11 protein-coding genes are annotated in these 17,563 nt (G+C 73.4%); 2 read left to right on the top strand and 9 right to left on the bottom strand.

Annotation, left to right across the window (positions count from 1 at the left end):
- Window positions 1-114: 114 nt before the first annotated feature.
- From AC2XR2_RS17130 to AC2XR2_RS17115, 4 genes are all read right to left on the bottom strand, one after another.
- The gene (locus AC2XR2_RS17130; protein WP_491515503.1) at window positions 115-1,269 is read right to left on the bottom strand and encodes a lipid II:glycine glycyltransferase FemX; all 1,155 of its coding nucleotides are present in this window, start codon (window positions 1,267-1,269) and stop codon (window positions 115-117) included.
- Between the two features lie 197 nt (window positions 1,270-1,466).
- Entirely contained in the window at window positions 1,467-2,447 is a 981-nt protein-coding gene (gene galE, locus AC2XR2_RS17125; protein ID WP_449349568.1) for a UDP-glucose 4-epimerase GalE, read from the bottom strand.
- Between the two features lie 39 nt (window positions 2,448-2,486).
- Window positions 2,487-3,722, bottom strand: a complete 1,236-nt coding sequence (locus AC2XR2_RS17120) for a glycosyltransferase 87 family protein (protein ID WP_491515502.1) — start codon at window positions 3,720-3,722, stop codon at window positions 2,487-2,489.
- A gap of 65 nt (window positions 3,723-3,787) precedes the next feature.
- Complete coding sequence (locus AC2XR2_RS17115; RefSeq protein ID WP_330266557.1) at window positions 3,788-4,264, bottom strand: MarR family winged helix-turn-helix transcriptional regulator; 477 nt, start codon at window positions 4,262-4,264, stop codon at window positions 3,788-3,790.
- 101 nt (window positions 4,265-4,365) lie between these two features.
- Here AC2XR2_RS17115 and AC2XR2_RS17110 point away from each other — a divergent pair, with 101 nt between their 5' ends.
- Window positions 4,366-4,779 carry an organic hydroperoxide resistance protein gene (locus AC2XR2_RS17110; protein ID WP_123761118.1) on the top strand — a complete coding sequence of 138 codons (414 nt, stop codon included), beginning with the start codon at window positions 4,366-4,368 and terminating at the stop codon, window positions 4,777-4,779.
- A gap of 101 nt (window positions 4,780-4,880) precedes the next feature.
- Here AC2XR2_RS17110 and AC2XR2_RS17105 read toward each other — a convergent pair whose 3' ends face one another.
- From AC2XR2_RS17105 to AC2XR2_RS17085, 5 genes are all read right to left on the bottom strand, one after another.
- On the bottom strand, window positions 4,881-7,142 hold the full coding sequence (locus tag AC2XR2_RS17105) for a bifunctional glycosyltransferase/CDP-glycerol:glycerophosphate glycerophosphotransferase (RefSeq protein WP_491515501.1): 2,262 nt from the start codon (window positions 7,140-7,142) through the stop codon (window positions 4,881-4,883).
- 139 nt (window positions 7,143-7,281) lie between these two features.
- The gene (locus AC2XR2_RS17100; protein ID WP_123761116.1) at window positions 7,282-8,190 is read right to left on the bottom strand and encodes a carbohydrate ABC transporter permease; all 909 of its coding nucleotides are present in this window, start codon (window positions 8,188-8,190) and stop codon (window positions 7,282-7,284) included.
- Window positions 8,187-9,530 (bottom strand): carbohydrate ABC transporter permease, encoded by a 1,344-nt coding sequence (locus AC2XR2_RS17095; protein ID WP_381303541.1) that lies wholly within the window; start codon window positions 9,528-9,530, stop codon window positions 8,187-8,189. The genes AC2XR2_RS17100 and AC2XR2_RS17095 overlap by 4 nt, the downstream gene beginning before the upstream one ends.
- 4 nt (window positions 9,531-9,534) lie before the next feature.
- Window positions 9,535-10,914: an ABC transporter substrate-binding protein gene (locus tag AC2XR2_RS17090; RefSeq protein ID WP_381303542.1), complete on the bottom strand. Its 1,380-nt coding sequence runs from the start codon at window positions 10,912-10,914 to the stop codon at window positions 9,535-9,537.
- Between the two features lie 175 nt (window positions 10,915-11,089).
- Window positions 11,090-15,454 carry an FHA domain-containing protein gene (locus tag AC2XR2_RS17085; RefSeq protein ID WP_491518459.1) on the bottom strand — a complete coding sequence of 1,455 codons (4,365 nt, stop codon included), beginning with the start codon at window positions 15,452-15,454 and terminating at the stop codon, window positions 11,090-11,092.
- 340 nt (window positions 15,455-15,794) lie between these two features.
- Here AC2XR2_RS17085 and AC2XR2_RS17080 point away from each other — a divergent pair, with 340 nt between their 5' ends.
- Complete coding sequence (locus AC2XR2_RS17080) at window positions 15,795-17,528, top strand: serine/threonine-protein kinase (protein WP_449349570.1); 1,734 nt, start codon at window positions 15,795-15,797, stop codon at window positions 17,526-17,528.
- Window positions 17,529-17,563 lie beyond the last annotated feature (35 nt).

The raw sequence follows: 17,563 nt of genomic DNA, 5'->3' as shown, positions 1-17,563 counted from the left end.
CGTCCGCGCGGCCACGTAATGCAGCGTCCGCGCCCCACGTCAGGCAGCGCCCGCGTCCTCAGCCACGCAGCGTCCGCGCTCCCACGCCACGCAGCGCCCGCGCCGCACCGTCCTTCAACGTCCACGCCGCCGCATATAAAGCTCGAACCCCCGGTACACCATCGGCCGCAGCGGCAGGTCCCACTCGCCGACGTACCGCACTGCCCGGCCGCCCAGGCCGGATTTGAAGCGGACCAGGCCGACGTGTGGGTCGTCGGCGGTGAGGGTGGGGGTGATGCCGCGCAGGTCGTAGACGTCGCAGCCGGCGGTGAGGGCGTCGCGGACCATCGCCCACTGGCAGGCGTTGGAGCCGCGCACCTCGCGTTTGTCGGTGGCGGAGGCGCCGTAGGCGTACACCGCGTGCCCGCCGACGCGGACGAGGACCGTGGCGGCGACCAAGTCGCCCTGGTGGTGGGCCAGGTAGAGCGTGATCCGCTCGGGGGCCTCGGCACTGAGCGCCGCGAACATGGTCTCGAAGTAGCGCAGCGGCCGGGGTGTGAAGCGGTCGCGCTGGGCGGTGTGGACGTAGAGGTCGTGAAACGCCTTGAGGTCCTTGGCGCCGGCGCCGACCGAGACCTCTACGCCCTCCTTGGCGGCTTTCCTGATGTTGCGGCGCCACTGCTGGTTCATGCCCCTCAGCAGCTCGTCCTCGGTCCTGCCGGCCAGCGGGACCTCGTACTTGAACTGGGGATGCCCGACCCCGAACCCGTCCCGCGGACTCTGCGGCAGCCAGCCCGCGTCCGCGAGCCCGCTGCTCACCCGGGCGCCGACCGGGTCGGCCCACTGGCCAGGCAGGTCGGTCAGCCGCCTTACGCCCGGATCGGCGAGGCCCTCCTTGACCTGGGCGGCGCTCCAGGTGTCCGTGACCACCGGCGGGCCGAGCCGGATCGCGAACGCCCCGCGGGTCCTGAGATGGGCCGCCAGCGGATCGAGGCACCTGCCGATGTCGCCGCTCCAGTCGATGACCGGGCCCTCGGGCAGATACGCCAGGGTGAAACGGTCCAGCCGCGGCACCGGCCGGTACAGCACGAGCCCCGCGCCGACCAGGCGCCGACCGTCGAACCAGCCCAGGGACTCGCTGCGCCACTCGGTCTTGACGCGGCCCCACGCCGGCGTCTGCAGAAAGCTGACCGACCGCTGCGCCCGCACGAACGCCAGATGGTCGGCCGCGCTGACCGGCCTGACGACCGGGTTCCCGACTGCTGCTCGTACTGGTTCCCTGGAGGACATACGGCCAGTCAAGGCGACCGGGTGTTGCCCAGGCGTATGCGATTTTCGATACGCGGACGACACGCGCCCCGGCTCGCAGCGCAGGGTCCGAGCCGCCCGCTCACCCCCGCGCGCTCACCCCCCCCGCTCACGCCCGCCCGCTCACCGCCGGCCCTGGCACCCCCGTCCCTCTCACCCGCCCGGCACCCCCGGCCCCCTCACCCCCTCCCCGCCCCCGGATGCAACCGCACCCACCCCTCCCAAGCCGAAGCGATCATGTCCTGGACGTCGTGCTTCGCCTTCCAGCCGAGTTCGGTCGCCGCCAGGTCGGACGAGGCGACGACCCGGGCCGGGTCCCCGGGGCGGCGCGGGGCGACCGTCGGGGGGCGGTCGTGGCCGGTGAGGGCGTTGATGTGGTCGATCATCTCGCGGACGGAGACGCCCTCGCCGCGGCCGATGTTGACGGTGAGGTCGCGGCCGGGCGAGGACTGGAGGGCACGGGCGGCGGCCACATGCGCCTCGGCCAGGTCCGAGACGTGGATGTAGTCGCGGACGCAGGTGCCGTCGGGGGTGTCGTAGTCGTCGCCGAAGATGCGCGGGGCGGCGTTCTCCGTGAGCTTCTCGAAGACCATCGGGATCAGGTTGAAGACGCCCGTGTCGGCCAGCTCGGGGGCCGCCGCGCCCGCCACGTTGAAGTAGCGCAGGGACGCCGTGGACAGGCCGGTCGCGCGGCCCGTGGCGCGGACCAGCCACTCGCCGGCCAGCTTGGTCTCGCCGTACGGGGACATCGGCGCGCACGGGGTCCGCTCGGTCACCAGCGGGACGTCCGGCGTGCCGTAGACCGCCGCCGAGGACGAGAAGACGAAGGAGGGGACCCGGGCCGTCGTCACCGCCTCCAGCAGGATGCGTAGTCCCTCGACGTTCTCCCGGTAGTAGTGCAGGGGACGGTCCACCGACTCGCCCACCTGCTTCTTCGCCGCCAGGTGGACCACTCCCGTGACCTCGTGGTCCGCGAGGGTGTGCGCGATGCGCTCGGCGTCCAGCGTGGAGCCCACCACCAGCGGCACCTCGGCAGGCACCCGCTCGGCGATGCCGGTGGACAGGTCGTCGTACACGACCGCCTGCTCGCCCGCCTCGGTCATCGCCCTCACGACGTGCGCCCCGATGTAGCCGGCGCCGCCGGTGATCAGCCAGGTCATGTACGGCCGTCCCCTCGTCGGTTGACCCGTGTCCGCGTATCAGTGAACCAGGCGGCCGGACCCGGAGGGGGCCACCGGAGTCACGGCTCGTGAACCGGCTGACACGCGCGGTGGCGGAACCCCGGCCGTCGAGCGCCACACGCGTGTGAAGGACAGCACCGCCGCCGCGCCCAGCAGTCCGTTGCGTACGACCATCAGCGCGCAGCCCGTCCAGGTGGCGGCCCCGACCTGGTCGTACGGCACCGGGTACACCGCGGCGCTGACCGCCGTCGCCGCCAGGACCAGCGCGGCGACCGGGCGTTGGGTGGTGTGCCGGGAGGTCAGGCACACGGCGGCCAGGCCCAGCAGCCAGATCAGGTACTGCGGGTTGATCACCCGGCTGGTGACGGTGATCAGCAGCACGGCGGACAGGGCGGCGTCGTACGGCGTCGCCTCGCCCCAGTGCCGGGCGCGGGCCCGCCACAGCAGCACCAGAGCCAGTGCTACGACCGTGAGGGCCAGGGAGACGTGCGCGACCGTCGAGACGTACGGCCCCGTGTACTCCGGCGTGCCGTACCGGTACCGCACCTTCCCCGGCCAGCCGGCGTGCCGGGCCAGGGCGAGGAGCGTGCCGCCGAGGGACTCGGTCTGCACGCCCCGGCCGTCCTGTTGGCGCAGGAACGCGAAGGGGTGGTCGAAGAGGGTCACGAGGAGCGCGAGTACGGTCGTGCCGGTCACCATGGCCGCGGTCCACGCCGATCGTGTCGCGCGCCCCTTCGGAAGGCCCGTGAGGAGCAGGACCGGCCACACCTTGACCAGGGCGGCGAGCGCCGCGAGCGCTCCGCACACGCGTGTGGAGCGCGTCGACGCCAGCAGGGCGAGGACCGCGAGGGCGGTGACCTGGACGTCGTAGCGGGCGAGCGGGAGGTGCAGGAGGAGGGGGAGGCCGCCGATCCAGACGCCGGCGCCGAGCAGGGTGCGGCCGGGGCGGGTGCCCGCGCGGGCGAGTGCCAGGGCGGTCAGCGCGTCGGCGGCGAGGGTGAGGGCGACGAAGGCCTGGAAGTACGTCAGGCCCGGCAGCAGCCCGGGGGAGAGCAGCAGCGGTCCCGCGCCCGGCGGGTACTGCCACAGCGGGTCGCGCACCGGGTGGGCGCCGTGCGCGAGGACGCCGTACCAGTGGTGGTAGAGCCGCACCTCGCGTCCCACGGCGTCCCACCCGCGCAGGGTGAGCAGCCACACCATCAGGGCGCGGGTGGCGAGCCAGGCGGCGGCCAGGGTGGCACGGGGATGTCTCATCAGGGCGGATCGTAGGCGGGCATATGCCGCGCAAGCCCTACAGCGCCGCTAGTTTTCGGTAAGGGTCAGCCCTCGTCGGGCAACTCCGCGTGCACGGCGGCGTCCAGCGCGGAGGTGAGTTCGTCGAGGCGGGTCCGCAGGGCCCGGATCTCGTCCACGTCGAAGCTGGTCGCCGAGACGATCCGGCGCGGTACCTGCGCGGCGCGCTCGCGCAGTGCGAGGCCCTCGTCGGTGAGCCGCACCTCCACCGAGCGCTCGTCGCGGGCGCTGCGCTCGCGCCGGACCAGGCCCGCCGTCTCCAGTCGCTTGAGGAGCGGGGAGAGGGTGCCCGAATCGAGGCGCAGGTGCTCACCGAGCTTCTTGACGGGCAGCTCGCCGTGCTCCCAGAGCACGAGCATCACGAGGTACTGCGGGTAGGTGATCCCGAGATCCTTGAGGATCACGCGGTAGACGCCGCCGAAGGCGCGGGAGGCGGCGTTCAGGGAGAAACAGATCTGCTGGTCGAGGCGGAGCCAGTCGGCGGTGGTCGGGGACGTGTCCATGGCTCCAGGATAGCTCTTGCGAGCCATTTAGTTGTGCACAACTGAATTGTGTGCTCTACTTGTGGCACCGAACAGGACTCACCCCCCAGGGACGGATTTCCATGGACGCGCTCTACACCGCAGTCGCCACCGCCACCCACGGCCGTGACGGCCGCGCCTTCACCAACGACGGCAAGATCGACGTGGCGCTGGCCCCGCCGGCGGAGCTGGGCGGCAACGGTCAGGGCACCAACCCGGAGCAGCTGTTCGCCGCCGGTTACGCCGCCTGTTTCGGCAGCGCCCTCGGTCTCGTCGGCCGCCAGGCCAAGGTGGACGTCAGCGACGCCGCCGTCACCGCCGAGGTCGGCATAGGCAAGCAGGGCGAGGGCTTCGGCCTCAAGGTCGCCCTGCGCGTGGAGCTCCCCGACACCGTGGACGCGGAGACCGGCCGCAAGCTGGTCGAGCAGGCCCACCAGGTCTGCCCCTACTCCAACGCCACCCGCGGCAACATCGAGGTCGACCTCGTCATCGAGTAACCCCGCACGAAGCAGCGTTCAGGCGCCCGGCCGTCCGGCCGGGCGCCACGTCGTCGGTCGGCTCGGCGTGGGCCGGGACGGACTGGACGGCATGGGCCCTCCTAGAGGGTTTCGGTGACGGTCGGCTCCGCCGGGGGACGCGGCACCGTGGTCTGGGGCGAGCGGTCCGACGCGGCAGCCGCCGACGGCACCGGGTGGCGCTCCGCCGGCGGGATCACCGACGGCGACTCCGGCTCGCCCAGCACCACATGGCGTACGACCCGTTCGGCGGCGCGGCCGTCGTCGTACGGGCAGAAGCGCTCGCGGAACGCCGAGCGCAGCTGGGTGGAGCGGGAGCCGCGCCAGTGGCCGGTGGCGAAGATGTCGATCAGCTCGTCCTCGCTGCGCGCGATCGCGCCCGGCGCGAAGGACCGCAGGTCGAAGTAGGTGCCCCGGGCCGCCTCGTACGCCTCCCGGTCGTCCGCGTGGATCACGATCGGGCGGTCCAGGCCGGCGTAGTCGAACATCAGGGACGAGTAGTCGGTGACCAGGGCGTCCGAGGCCAGGCACAGGGACTCCACGCTCGGATGGTCGCTGACGTCGATGACGCGGGGCGTCGAGGCGGGGGCGAGCGGGCCGCCGTGCCGGTGGTGGGCGCGGGCCAGGACGACGAAGCGGGGGCCCAGGCGGCGCAGGAGTCGCTCCAGGTCGAGAGTGGTGCGCTGGGTGCGGCGGTAGTCGCGGTGGGTCGGCGCGTACAGGATCGCGACCGTGCCCTCGGGGACGCCGAGCGACTCGCGCAGCCGCCGTACGTCCTCCGAAGTCGCCCGCTGGAACACGTCGTTGCGGGGATGGCCGTAGGGAAGCACGGTGTAGCCGCCGGGAAGGACCCGCTCCCAGGTGAGGGTGGCGTGGCGGTTGGGGGACACCAGGTAGTCCCACTGGTCGGCGCCCCTGAGCATCGCGGCGAAGTCCAGGTCCCCTGCGGCCGCCGGGCGTTCCTGGAGGTCCAGGCCCATGTGCTTGAGGGGCGTGCCGTGTTGGGTCTGGACGAGGACCTGGCCGGGGCGCTTGACCAGGCGGCGGTCGAAGTCGGTGTTGCTCACCAGGTACTTGGAGCGGGCGAGTGCCGTCCAGTAGGCGGCCGTGTCCGGGGTGAGGCGGCGGGTCGCGGTCGGGATCGTGCGGTGGTGCTCGGGGTCGGCGACCCACGCGGTGCGGATGTGCGGGGCGAGGGAGCGGAACGCCTCCTCCAGCGCACCGGGGTTGCAGCCGTGGCCGCGGCCCCCGTACGCGGCGAAGACGGCGCGGTCCTCGCGGACGGGCAGGCGCAGTTGGACGCGGTAGTGCAGCCGGAGCGCCGCCGAGTGCAGGGCCTCGGCGACCCGGACGGCGGGCCCGGCGATCCGCCGACCGAGCAACTGGGCCAGTTCCAGCGTCCGTTGGGTGCGGTACAGGCCCAGGCGGATCGTGGCGTGCCGCAACCGTGAGCCCACCGGGGCCGGATGGCCCGGGATGCGGTGCGCGCGGTAGTGCTCGCGGGCCCGCCGCAGGAACTCGACGCGGGCGTCCCTGGAGAGGCGGTCCCGCCCCGTGAACACCGCCCACAGGTCGTCCACCATGCGGCGGAACAACACCGGTCGCCACTGGGCGAGTTCGGAGTGCGTGTCGACGTACGCGAAGACCCTGTCGTACTGGTCGAAGACGTCGAAGTCCGTACGGCCGGCCCCCGCGGGGACGCTCCGGCGCCGCAGCCGGTGGTGGACGCAGACCCGGTCGAGGGTGGTGATCGACTCGGCCGTCATCAGGGCCGGGCAGGTCCAGGGCAGGTCCGTGTGCCGACCGGGCGGGAAGGCGAAGCCCGCGCGCTCGACGAACTCCCTGCGGCACACCTTGTTCCAGGCGGCCGCGGGCATCCGCAGCAGCCCCGGCCGGTCCTCCAGGCGGAACTGGGCGGGTCCCTGCTCGGTGAGCAGGCCCGGGGCGGAAGCGCGGACGATCTCACCCGACCACGGGACGAGCGCGTGGCCGTGGACCAGGACGTCCGGCTCGCCCGTCTCCTTCAGCCGGTCGGCGACCGACCGCAGCGCGTGCGGGGCGAGGGTGTCGTCGCCGTCGAGGAACACCAGGTAGTCGCCCGCGGCCTCGGCGATCCCCGCGTTGCGGGCGGGCCCCAGGCCCTCGTTGCGCGCCCGGTGGACGGTCCGCACACGCGGGTCGCGGGCCGCGAACTCGTCGGCGATCTCGCCGCACGCGTCCGGGGACCGGTCGTCGACCACGATCAGCTCCAGATCGTCGTACGACTGCGACAGCACCGACTCCAGGCAGGCGGGCAGATATGCCTGCACCTGGTACGCGGGGACGATGACACTGAACCTGGGCACGGCACATCCATGGGTCGGCACGGGAGTTCTGCCCGGGAACGCACCGTGAGCGCCCTTGGTTACGGTCCGTACGGCATTCGGGCGAACGCGAAGAGGGCGGGCCGTTGTCGGCCCGCCCCCAACTCGGCTGTCCTGCGCGCTACTTGACCGCGCCCGCCATCACGCCGGACACGAACTGCCGCTGGAACGCGAAGAACACGATCAGCGGAATCACCATCGAGATGAACGCGCCCGGCGCCAGGATGTCGACGTTGGCGGCGAAGGCGCGCACCTGGGTCTGCAGGGCGACCGTGATCGGCTGGCTGTCGGCGTCCGTGAACACCAGGGCGATCAGCATGTCGTTCCACACCCACAGGAACTGGAAGATGCCGAGGCTCGCGATCGCGGGCGCGCCGAGCGGCAGCACCACCCGTGCGAACAGGCGCAGTTCGCCCGCCCCGTCGAGCCGGGCCGCCTCCAGGAGTTCGCGCGGGATCTCGGCGAAGAAGTTCCGCAGCAGGAACACCGCGAATGGCAGTCCGAAGCCCGTGTGGAAGAGGACCACGCCGAAGATGTTGCCGAACAGGCCGATCTTGCCGAAGAGTTCGGCGATCGGGATCAGCGCCACCTGCACCGGCACCACCAGCAGACCGACCACGGCCATGAACCACCAGTCGCGGCCGGGGAAGTCCATCCACGCGAACGCGTAGCCCGCGAGCGCGCCGATGACGATCACCAGAAGCGTCGCCGGGACCGTGATCAGGATGGTGTTGACGATGGAGTTGGTGATGTCGCTGTTGTGCAGGAGCTTGTCGTAGCTGTCCAGGGTGAGCTGGGACGGCTTGGTGAACACCGTCCACCAGCCGCTCGTGGCCATGTCCCCGGGGCTGCGCAGCGAGGAGATCAGCAGACCGATCGTCGGCACCAGCCAGAACAGGCCGACCAGCACGAGCAGGACGCTGATCACCCCGCCGCTGACCCGCTCGACCAGCCTGGAGCCGAGGGACTGCTTCGCCTTCGTGCCCCCCGCCGACGCCGTCTCGGGAAGCCTCTCGGCCTGGGTCGTCATCGCCGTACCTCCCGCCTGAGCCGCCGGATGTTGAACCAGATCACCGGGATGACGAGCAGTAGCAGGAACACCGAGATGGCGCTCGCGATGCCCGGCTGGTCCTCGGAGAAGCCCTTGCGGTACAGCTCCAGCGCGAGGACGTTCGCGTCGTCCTGCGACGAGCCCGGGGCGATGATGTAGACCAGGTCGAAGATCTTCAGGACGTTGATCATCAGGGTCACGGTGACCACCGCGAGGACCGGCGCGAGCAGCGGCACCGTGACCCTGCGGAAGACCTGCCACTCGCTCGCGCCGTCGACCCGGGCCGCCTCCAGGAGTTCCCGGGGGATGCCCGCGAGCCCGGCCGCGATCAGCACCATCGCGAAACCGGCCCACATCCAGATGTACGACCCGATGATCGCCGGCGTCACCAACGACGGGCCGAGCCAGTCGACCCCGTTGTAGGCCTCCTTGAAGTTGCTCGCCGGAAGCCGTAGTTGGGCGCCGTTCGCCTTCTCCGAGAAGGAGAACGTGCCGTCGTCGCCCGCCTTCGCCGTCTCGACGACCTTGCCGTCCTTGACCGCCTCGATCTTCATGCCGGGGTAGCCGAGTTCGCTCGGGTCGACCCCGCCGAGCTTGCCGACGCCCTTGCCGCGCGTGAAGTCCTGCCAGGTGGTGCCGGTGATCCGGCCCGGGTCCGCCTGGGGCGCCACGGCCTTCTTGGCGTCACTCGGCATCTGGTCCGGGGCCACGCCCACCAGGGGCAGCGTGACCGTGCCGCCGGTGTGGACCGTGGCCTTGGTGACGAAGCCGCCGCCCTGGGGCACCAGCGGGGAGTTCCGGCCCGGGTGGGCCTTCGGGAACGCCGAGGACGGCGCGAACGTGTCGTGCACGCCCACCCACACGGCGTTCGCGAACCCCTTGTCCGGGTCCTGGTCGTAGACGAGGCGGAAGATGATGCCCGCCGCCAGCATCGAGATCGCCATCGGCATGAAGACGAGCAGCTTGAACGCCGTGCCCCAGCGGATCCGCTCCGTCAGCACCGCGAAGATCAGACCGAGCGCGGTGGAGATCGTCGGCGCGAACACCACCCAGATGACGTTGTTCTTCAGGGCCGTGCGGATGCCGTCGTCGGTGAACAGGGCCTTGTAGTTGTCGATCCCGGCGAAGCCGTCACCGGACTGGTCGTAGAAGCTGCGGACGAGCGAGTACCCGATCGGGTAGACCACGAGCGCGCCCAGCAGCACGAGGGCGGGCAGCAGGAACAGCACTGCCACGGTCCTGCGCGTGCCGGTCACGCTCTTGCGTGACTTGGGAGAGGCAGGGGCCGGTGGGACCCCTGCCTCCGTGGCCGATGTCATCGCCTCAGTTCCCGTAGGCGGCCGCCGCGTCGGCCTCCAGCTTGGCCTGGGTGCCCGCGATGTCCTTCGGGTTGGCCAGGAAGTCCTGGAGCGCCTTCCACTCGCCCTTGCCGGGCGTGCCGCCGAAGGCCTGCGGGGCCTGGTCGGACATGTCGAAGCGGAAGTCGTCACCCGACTCGATCAGCGCCTTGGCGATCTTCTGCTGCACCGGGTTCGGATACGACGAGATGTCCACGTTCTTGTTCGGCGAGAGGTAGCCGCCGAGCTTGGCCTGGATGGTCGCCGCATCCGGGGAGGCCAGGAAGGTCGCGAGAGCCTGCGCCGCCTTGGAGTCCTTCAGGATCACGGCCGCGTCGCCGCCGGAGACCACGGGGGCCGTGTCGCCGACCTTCGGGAAGGGGAACACCTTCGCGTCGGTGCCGACCTTCGCCTTCGCCGCCTGGATGTTGACCTGCGCGAAGTCGCCCTCGTAGACCATCGCCGCCTTGGGCTGGTCGCCGCCGGTGAAGACCTGTGTCACCGAGGCCGGGAAGTCGGTCTGGAGCGCACCCTTCGCGCCGCCCGCGACATAGTCCTTCTTGCCCCAGACCTGGCCCAGCGTGGTCAGCGCGTCCTTCACGGACGGGTCCGTCCACTTGATCTCGTGCTTGGCCAGCTGGTCGTACTTCTCCGGGCCGGCCTGCGAGAGGTAGACGTTCTCGAACCAGTCGGTCAGGGTCCAGCCCTCGGCGCCGCCCACGGAGAACGGGGTCACGCCCGAGTCGTACACCGTCTGCGCGGTGGTGAGCAGCTCGTCCCAGGTCTTCGGGTCGGTGGCGCCCGCGTTCTCGAAGACCTTGGCGTTGTACCAGATCAGCGACTTGTTGGCGGCCTTGTAGTAGACGCCGTACTGGGTGCCGCCGACCTTGCCGATGTCCTGCCAGCCCTGCGAGTAGTTCTTCGCGAGCTCGGCCTTGGCCTCGGCGCCCAGCGGCTTGGCCCACTTCTTGTCGACGGCCTGCTTGATCGCGCCGGGCTGCGGGAGCATCGCGATGTCCGGCGGCTGGCCGCCCGCGATCTTCGAGCCCAGGAAGTTGACGATGGGGTCCTGCGCGGGCACGAAGGTCACCTTGGCACCGGTGCGCTTCTCGAACTCCGTGAGGACCTTCTTGAAGTTGGCCTGCTCCTCGCCGCTCCATACGGCGGCCACCTGGAGGCTGCTGCCGTTCAGCTTGGGGAGGGTGACACCGGTGCCGGTCGCCGTGCCGCCGGTCGGACCGCTGTCACTGCTCTTGTCGTCGTCCCCGCCGCAGGCGCTGAGCGAGAGGGCGAGGGCGGCCGCGAGGGCGGCGGCCGCGGTCTTCGCTGCCCTGGGCTTTCGGTTTGTGCTGCTCGTGCTGCGCATCACGTCCCCGTTCCTCGTTCCTCGTCGAACGTTGAGGGTGTCCCGTGCGAACTGGTCTACGCCGGGAGAACTGGGTCGGCAAGGGCGCGTCGGCTGTCAAGCGGGAGATCGTTGCGGCCTCGTGACCAGTACGGCTGCGTGCGGGCACACGTCGAAGAGGGCCAGCCTGGTTCGGCTAAAGCAGTGACGGCACCTCTGCTGCTGCGACTTCCCTCGCTGCCCGTTCCAATGCGCTGGCGAGCAGAGCAAGATCTGTCGGGCCGTTCCCCAGCTCCCGCACCGGACGGCGGGTCGGGGGATCGCCCATGCGCTCCCACTCCAGGGGCACGACCGTGGGGCGGAGGGTCGCCGTGCGGGGGATGCGGCCCGTGACCCGGCCCGCCTGGAAGGCGGTCACCCGGCCGTCGGACCAGGTCAGCCGGCCACGGCCGGGGGCCGGTTCCTCCGGCCCGGTGGCCGGGGCGTCCAGGGTGACGCGGAGGGTGGCCCGGCGGGCCGGTTCCGACTCCGCCGTACGGCCCCCCGGGCCGCTCGCGGCCACGAGGTGCACACCCAGCCGCTCGCCCTCGCGGGCCACCGCCTCCAGCGCGCGTATGACCGATCCGGCGGCGGGCCGGCCGGGGGAGCCGAGGGGCGGGGAGACCAGGGCGTCCAGATCGTCCACGACCACGACCAGGCGGGGGAGCGGCGGCACGGCCTCCGCCTGGCGCCGGGCCGCGCCGGGGCGCAGCCGGATCGTGGCGCTGGGCGGGGAGTCGAGGTCGGCTGCGGCCGGGTCGGCGGCCGCCGCGGCGGGGATGCCGTTGGTGCCCGCGGTGCCGTGAGGGCCCGCGGTGTTCTGGACGCCCGTGGTGGAAGTGCCCTTCGCGGCGGCCGGGCCGCGGGTCGTCGCCGTGCGCTGGGCGACCATACGGCCGGACAGCTCGCGTCCGGTGTGCCACTCGGCGAAGTCGGAGCGGCCGAGCAGCTCCGCGCGCCGCTTCAGCTCGGCGCTCAGGGACTGGGCGAACTCCCGCATGCGGACCGGGTCGTTGGCGGTGAGGTGGGTGGTCACATGGGGCACGTCCGTGCACACGCGCAGCCCCTCGCCGTGGCCGCCGCCGGCGCCCACGCTGTCCCGGCCGTCCATCAGGACGACGCTGAGCCGGTCGGGGCGCTCGGCCGCGGCCAGCGAGGCGACGACGGCCCGGAGCAGCTCCGTACGGCCGCTGCCCGCGGGTCCCTCGATCAGCAGGTGCGGGCCCTCGGCCACGAGGTCGGCGCAGACCGGGCCGCGCGGGCCGGCCCCGAGCACCGCCCAGGCCCGGCCGCCGAGCGACTCCGGGTCGTCGGCCGCGTCCGCCCAGCGCGTCATCAGCGACGGCGGGGTGGCCCGGGCCAGCCCCAGCTCGTCCAGCAGCCGCGCCGACTGGGGCAGCGGGGAGGACACGCGCGCGTGGCCCGCACCGGCGGTCCCGTCCGTGCGCAGCGGCGCCAGCGCCCGCGCGAACCGCTCGGCCCAGGCGGCGGAGACGGCGTCCACGGCGGCGACCGTGCCGTGGCCCACGGGGGTCGGGGCGGGGGTGAGGTGGAGGGTGTCGGGGTCGGGGCGCGTGGCGGTGCCGTGTCCCGCGGAGGCCACGGTGGGCCGGGGCACGGTGCGAGTGGTGTCGGCGCCGGGGTGCCGGGGCGCCGGGCGGGTGGTGTCCGGGCGGGTGGTCTCCGCGCCCGGCGCGGTGCCGTAGGTCTCGGAATCTGCGCCCGGGGCCGTCGGAGCGCTCCCGCTTCCGCTCGGGGCCGTCGGCCGGCCCGCGCCGGTCGGCATCCCCGCGCGCGCCACCCGCATCAGCCGCAGGGCCGTCGCCACGTCCCCGCTGAGCAGGCCGACCGCGCCGCACTCGCGGAACGTCGGGGCCGCCGCGCAGGCCGCCTCATAGGTGTCGGTCACCGGGGAGGCGGGGGAGGCGGGGGCCGTCTCGGCGAGGCAGACGACGTGGATACCGGCCCGCGGGCCCTGTGCCGCCAGCCGTGCCACCGCCTTGCGCAGATCCGCGCCACCGGGATCGCCGTCGACGACGACCACGGTGTACGGCCCCGGAAAACCGCCGGTGTCGCCGCCCTCGGCGTCGTCGCGGGCCCAGGAGGGCCGTCGGGCGGCGCCCCGGAGCCCGTCCGGGGCGGTCGAGCGGGCCGCGGGGATCATGCCGCGGGGCGGGGCGAGCTCCGCGTCGGCCAGGTGGTCGTCCAGGCGCCTGAGGAGTTCGTCGGTGCGGGCCGCGGCCTGTTCGCGGTCGTGGGCCAGGAGGAGCCGGCAGTCCTGGCCGTGGCCCGGACGGACATGGGGGAGCCAGCCCAGCCAGGACCACTCGGCGGTGCGCTCCTGCGCGGGCCGGGAGCGGTCCGCGCTGATCAGGACGATCTCCAGGGTCTCGGGAGCGTGCAGGGCGGCGAGCTGGGCCACCACCGCGCGGGCCAGCCCGGCCAGCCGCGCGCGTGGACCGGCGAGACCCAGTGCGCCCGCCTCGCGCAGATCCGCGGTCACCGGAACGGCGGGCAACAGCCCCGACCCGTCGGGCGCGGCCCGGTCGGCGGTGCCGAGCCGCACGGTGAGCGCCTCCGGGTGCCCCGGCCCGCGCTCCCACAGGCGGGCACCCGGGCCCAGTGCCGTCAGCAGCAGCGCGGCGGGGTCCGGCCAGACCTCGGGCACCTGGGCGGCGGTGGCCGACGGGGCGGTGGCGACGGGGGCCGGCTCCTCGGCGTACGGCTCGTCCCGCTCGGCGGTCTCCGGCTCGCCCCGGCCCCCGGCCAGCCGCCGCGCCCACTTGCCGAGCCCGCCGCGCCGGCGCCCGCTCTGCGGGGCGTCCGTACCGCGCAGGGGGGTGCCTTTGCGGCGGCCGGTGCCGGGTTCGGCGGGGTCGGGGGTGGAGGGGGTGTCCTGGGCGGTGGGGGGCTGCACGGAGGGTACGGAGGGCCCCGAGGCAGCGGCCGCGGACTCCGTGAACGAACCGATTCCGGCCCGGCCGCCGTGAGTGTCTCCGACGGAGCCGACGGAACCGGCTGAGCCGGCGGAGTTGCCGGCCCCGACGTAGCCCGAGGAGCTCCCGACGCCCCCGCCGCCGGCGCTTTCCGGCCCGCGCAGACGCCGTTCACCCGTGTCACCGGAGGCCGCCCCCGCGGAGCCGTGAGCACGCGCACCCGGCACCGCCCCGCTCACGCCAGGCCGCTCTCCGACATCCCCGCTCGAGGCCGCGCCGAGCGAACCGCCGGCCCGGCCGCCGCCCCGGTTCTCGATCCGAGGCGCCCCGCCCTGCCCCGGTACGACGACCGGCGGCTCGACGGGACCATGGCCCTGCGCCGGCGCGACCCCGGGGTCCCCGCCGGAAGCGCCCCAGTCGGCCGAACCGTAGGTGTGGTGGGTCCGGTCGGTCGGCGGCTGGGCCGTGGCACCGCCGCTGTCCCGCCCCCCACGCGCGTGTGCCGAGCCTTCGACGCCACCGCCCGAGACCGACGCCCCCGCACCGGCCCCGCTCGCTCCGGCCCCGTTTGCTCCGGCCCGCCCCGAAACCCGCCGACCCCGCCCCGCACCCGACCGGTACGCGGCCTCGCCCGCTCCCGCAGTGCTCCCCGCTGCGCCACGCCCCGGTCCGGCCCCGTACCCCGTCGTGGCGGCGGCCTCGCCCACTTCCGCGGCGCTGTCGGGTGCTCCATGCCCCTGCCCCGGCAGGTGCCCGGCCGCAGGAGCCGCACCGCGAGGCGTCCCGAAGTCCCGTCCGCCGCCCCGGGAACGGTCCGCTCCCCGGCCCGCCCCCGATCCGTCGGCACCCTCGGCCGGCCCCGCGGTACCGCGCCCGCTGCCACCGTCCCCGGACGCGCTCTCGCCGGGCGCGACCCGCACGTGCCCTTCCCCGTCCGGCTCCGTCTCCAGACGCCCGCCGCCGCTCGGGGACAGGCGGAGCACCGACTCGCCGATCCTCAGGAGTGCCCCCGGGAGGAACCGCACCGGGCGGGCACCCACGCGGGCGCCGTCCAGGATCGTGCCGTTCGTGGAGCCGAGGTCGGCCACCGAGACGTGGCCGTCGGCGGCGACGGTGATCGCGCAGTGGAGACGGGAGACGTCCGGGTCGTCGAGCGGGACGTCGGCGTCGGCGGAGCGGCCGATGTGGATCTGGCCGCCGTGCAGCAGGTGGACACCGCCCGCGTCGGGGCCGGCGACCACATGGAGCTGGGTGGGGGCCTCGTCGAGCTCGGGGTGGGGCTCGGGGGCCGCCGGGGCGCCCAGGGAGAGCACCGCTCCGTCGATCAGCGGGGGCTCGCCGAGGGTGGCGCGCTGGGCGTCCAGCCGCTCGCCGTCCGCGTACAGCACGACGGTGCCGCCGCCGCGCTCGGCCTCGCCCGCGCGGGAGGCGCCCGCCTCCCCGGGGACCGCGGAGGCGAGGGCGCCGGCCACCGCGGCCAGTGCGGTGCCGACGGGAGCGGTGACCAGCACGTCGCAGCTCGCGGCGCGGCCGCGGGCCCGGTCGGGCGGGCCCAGCGGGTCTACGACGGTCAGCCGGATCTGCATCGCCGTCAGCGGTCCCTTCTGCTCGGACGCGGACATCCCCACCCCGCACGAGCACCATCGGCCAGTACTGCACGCATCCTCGCACCTGCCACTGACAACACGCCCGCCGCCCGAGGGCAAGTGATCTTGATTGGTCAGCTCTGCCCCCAAAAGTGCCTGACCAGTGCAGCGCGGGCGATCACTTGAGATCGGTCACGTCAACGTCCGGCAACCGGGAGCCCCGGCCGGAGCGTCTTTGTTTCGAACGTGCTTGGCAACGCTTACGCAGTGCCAGGAGGAGCGGCACTACAGTGGGTCGGAAGTGGGTCGGAACGACAGCAAGCAGCAGGGAGTGCATGACGTGCGGCCGGTTGGCAGCAAGTACTTCCTCGAGGAGCCGCTCGGACGCGGTGCCACGGGGACCGTCTGGCGAGCACGCCAGCGGGAGACCGCGGGCGCCGAGGCGGCCGTGGCCGGACAGCCGGGCGAGACCGTCGCGATCAAGGTCCTCAAGGAGGAGCTCGCGAGCGACCCGGACATCGTGATGCGGTTCCTGCGCGAGCGCTCCGTCCTGCTCAGGCTGACCCACCCGAACATCGTGCGGGTGCGCGACCTGGTCGTCGAGGGCGATCTGCTCGCCCTGGTCATGGACCTCGTCGAGGGCCCCGACCTGCACCGCTACCTGCGCGAGAACGGCCCCTTCAGCCCGGTCGGCGCCGCCCTGCTCACCGCCCAGATCGCCGACGCGCTCGCCGCGAGCCATGCCGACGGCGTGGTCCACCGCGACCTCAAGCCGGCCAACGTGCTGCTGCGGCAGTACGGCGGCCAGATGCACCCCCTGCTGACCGACTTCGGCATCGCGCGCCTCGCGGACTCCCCGGGACTGACCCGGACCCAGGAGTTCGTCGGCACGCCCGCGTACGTCGCTCCCGAGTCCGCCGAGGGCCGCCCGCAGACCTCCGCGGTCGACATCTACGGCGCCGGGATCCTGCTGTACGAACTGGTCACCGGCCGTCCGCCGTTCGCCGGCGGATCCGCCCTGGAGGTCCTGCACCAGCACCTGAGCGCCGAACCGCGCCGCCCCTCCACGGTCCCCGACCCGCTGTGGACCGTCATAGAGCGCTGTCTGAGCAAGAACCCGGACCGCCGTCCCAGCGCCGAGAACCTCGCGCGCGGGCTGCGTGTGGTCGCCGAGGGCATCGGTGTGCACGCGAACTCCGCGCAGATCGCCGCGGCGGAGAACGTCGGCGCCCTGCTGCTGCCCGACCCCGACCCGGCCGCCGTCCCGGACACGCCCGGCGCCGCCGACCCGACGCAGGTGCTGCCGCACCGCGCGGGTGCCGTCGACCCCAACGCCGCGACCAGCTTCCTGCCGCACACCGGCGCCGGGAACCCGGTCGGTGCCGCCGACCCCACCGCCGTACTCCCGACGAACCGTGGCGCGGCCGACCCGACCGCGGTCATGCCGCCGGTGCCGCCCGGACAGCCGGGGCAGTACGGGCAGCAGGGCCATGGACAGCAAGGACATGGTCAGCAGGGCCATGGACAGCAGTCCGGTGGGCCCGAGGATCCGCACCCCTGGCAGAACCAGCTGCGCGCGGCCCGGGACCGCAACGAACAGACGCAGGTGCAGTACCTCGACCCGAGCGAGGACCCGCTGCGCCGCCGCCCCCAGCGGCAGGTCGCAAGGCCCCAACAGCAGCAGCCGCCGCAGCGCCAGCAGCGGCCCCCGCAGCGTCCGCCGCAGGGCGGCTACGGCCGTCAGCAGCAGCCCCAGCCCCAGCAGTACGCCCCGCCGCAGCCCCAGCCGCAGCGGTACGCGCCCCCGCCGCAGCCCGAGCGCCCCGCGCGCGAGCCCCGGCAGCCGCGGCAGCGCAGCGCCAACCCGATGAAGATCCCGGGTCTGGGCTGCCTCAAGGGCTGTCTGTTCACGATCGTCATCCTGTTCGTGGCGAGCTGGCTGATCTGGGAGCTGAGCCCGCTCCAGGAGTGGATCGGCACCGGCAAGAGCTACTGGCAGCAACTCGGGGACATCATCGACACCGTGAGCGGATGGATCGGAGATCTCGGCGGAAACTCCTCAGGTCAGCAGTAACTCTGGGGATTTGTCGACACCCAGCGGGTGATTTC

Source organism: Streptomyces sp. LS-MS-L19 (assembly GCF_058382285.1).
This window is presented reverse-complemented; position numbering and strand designations above follow the sequence as displayed.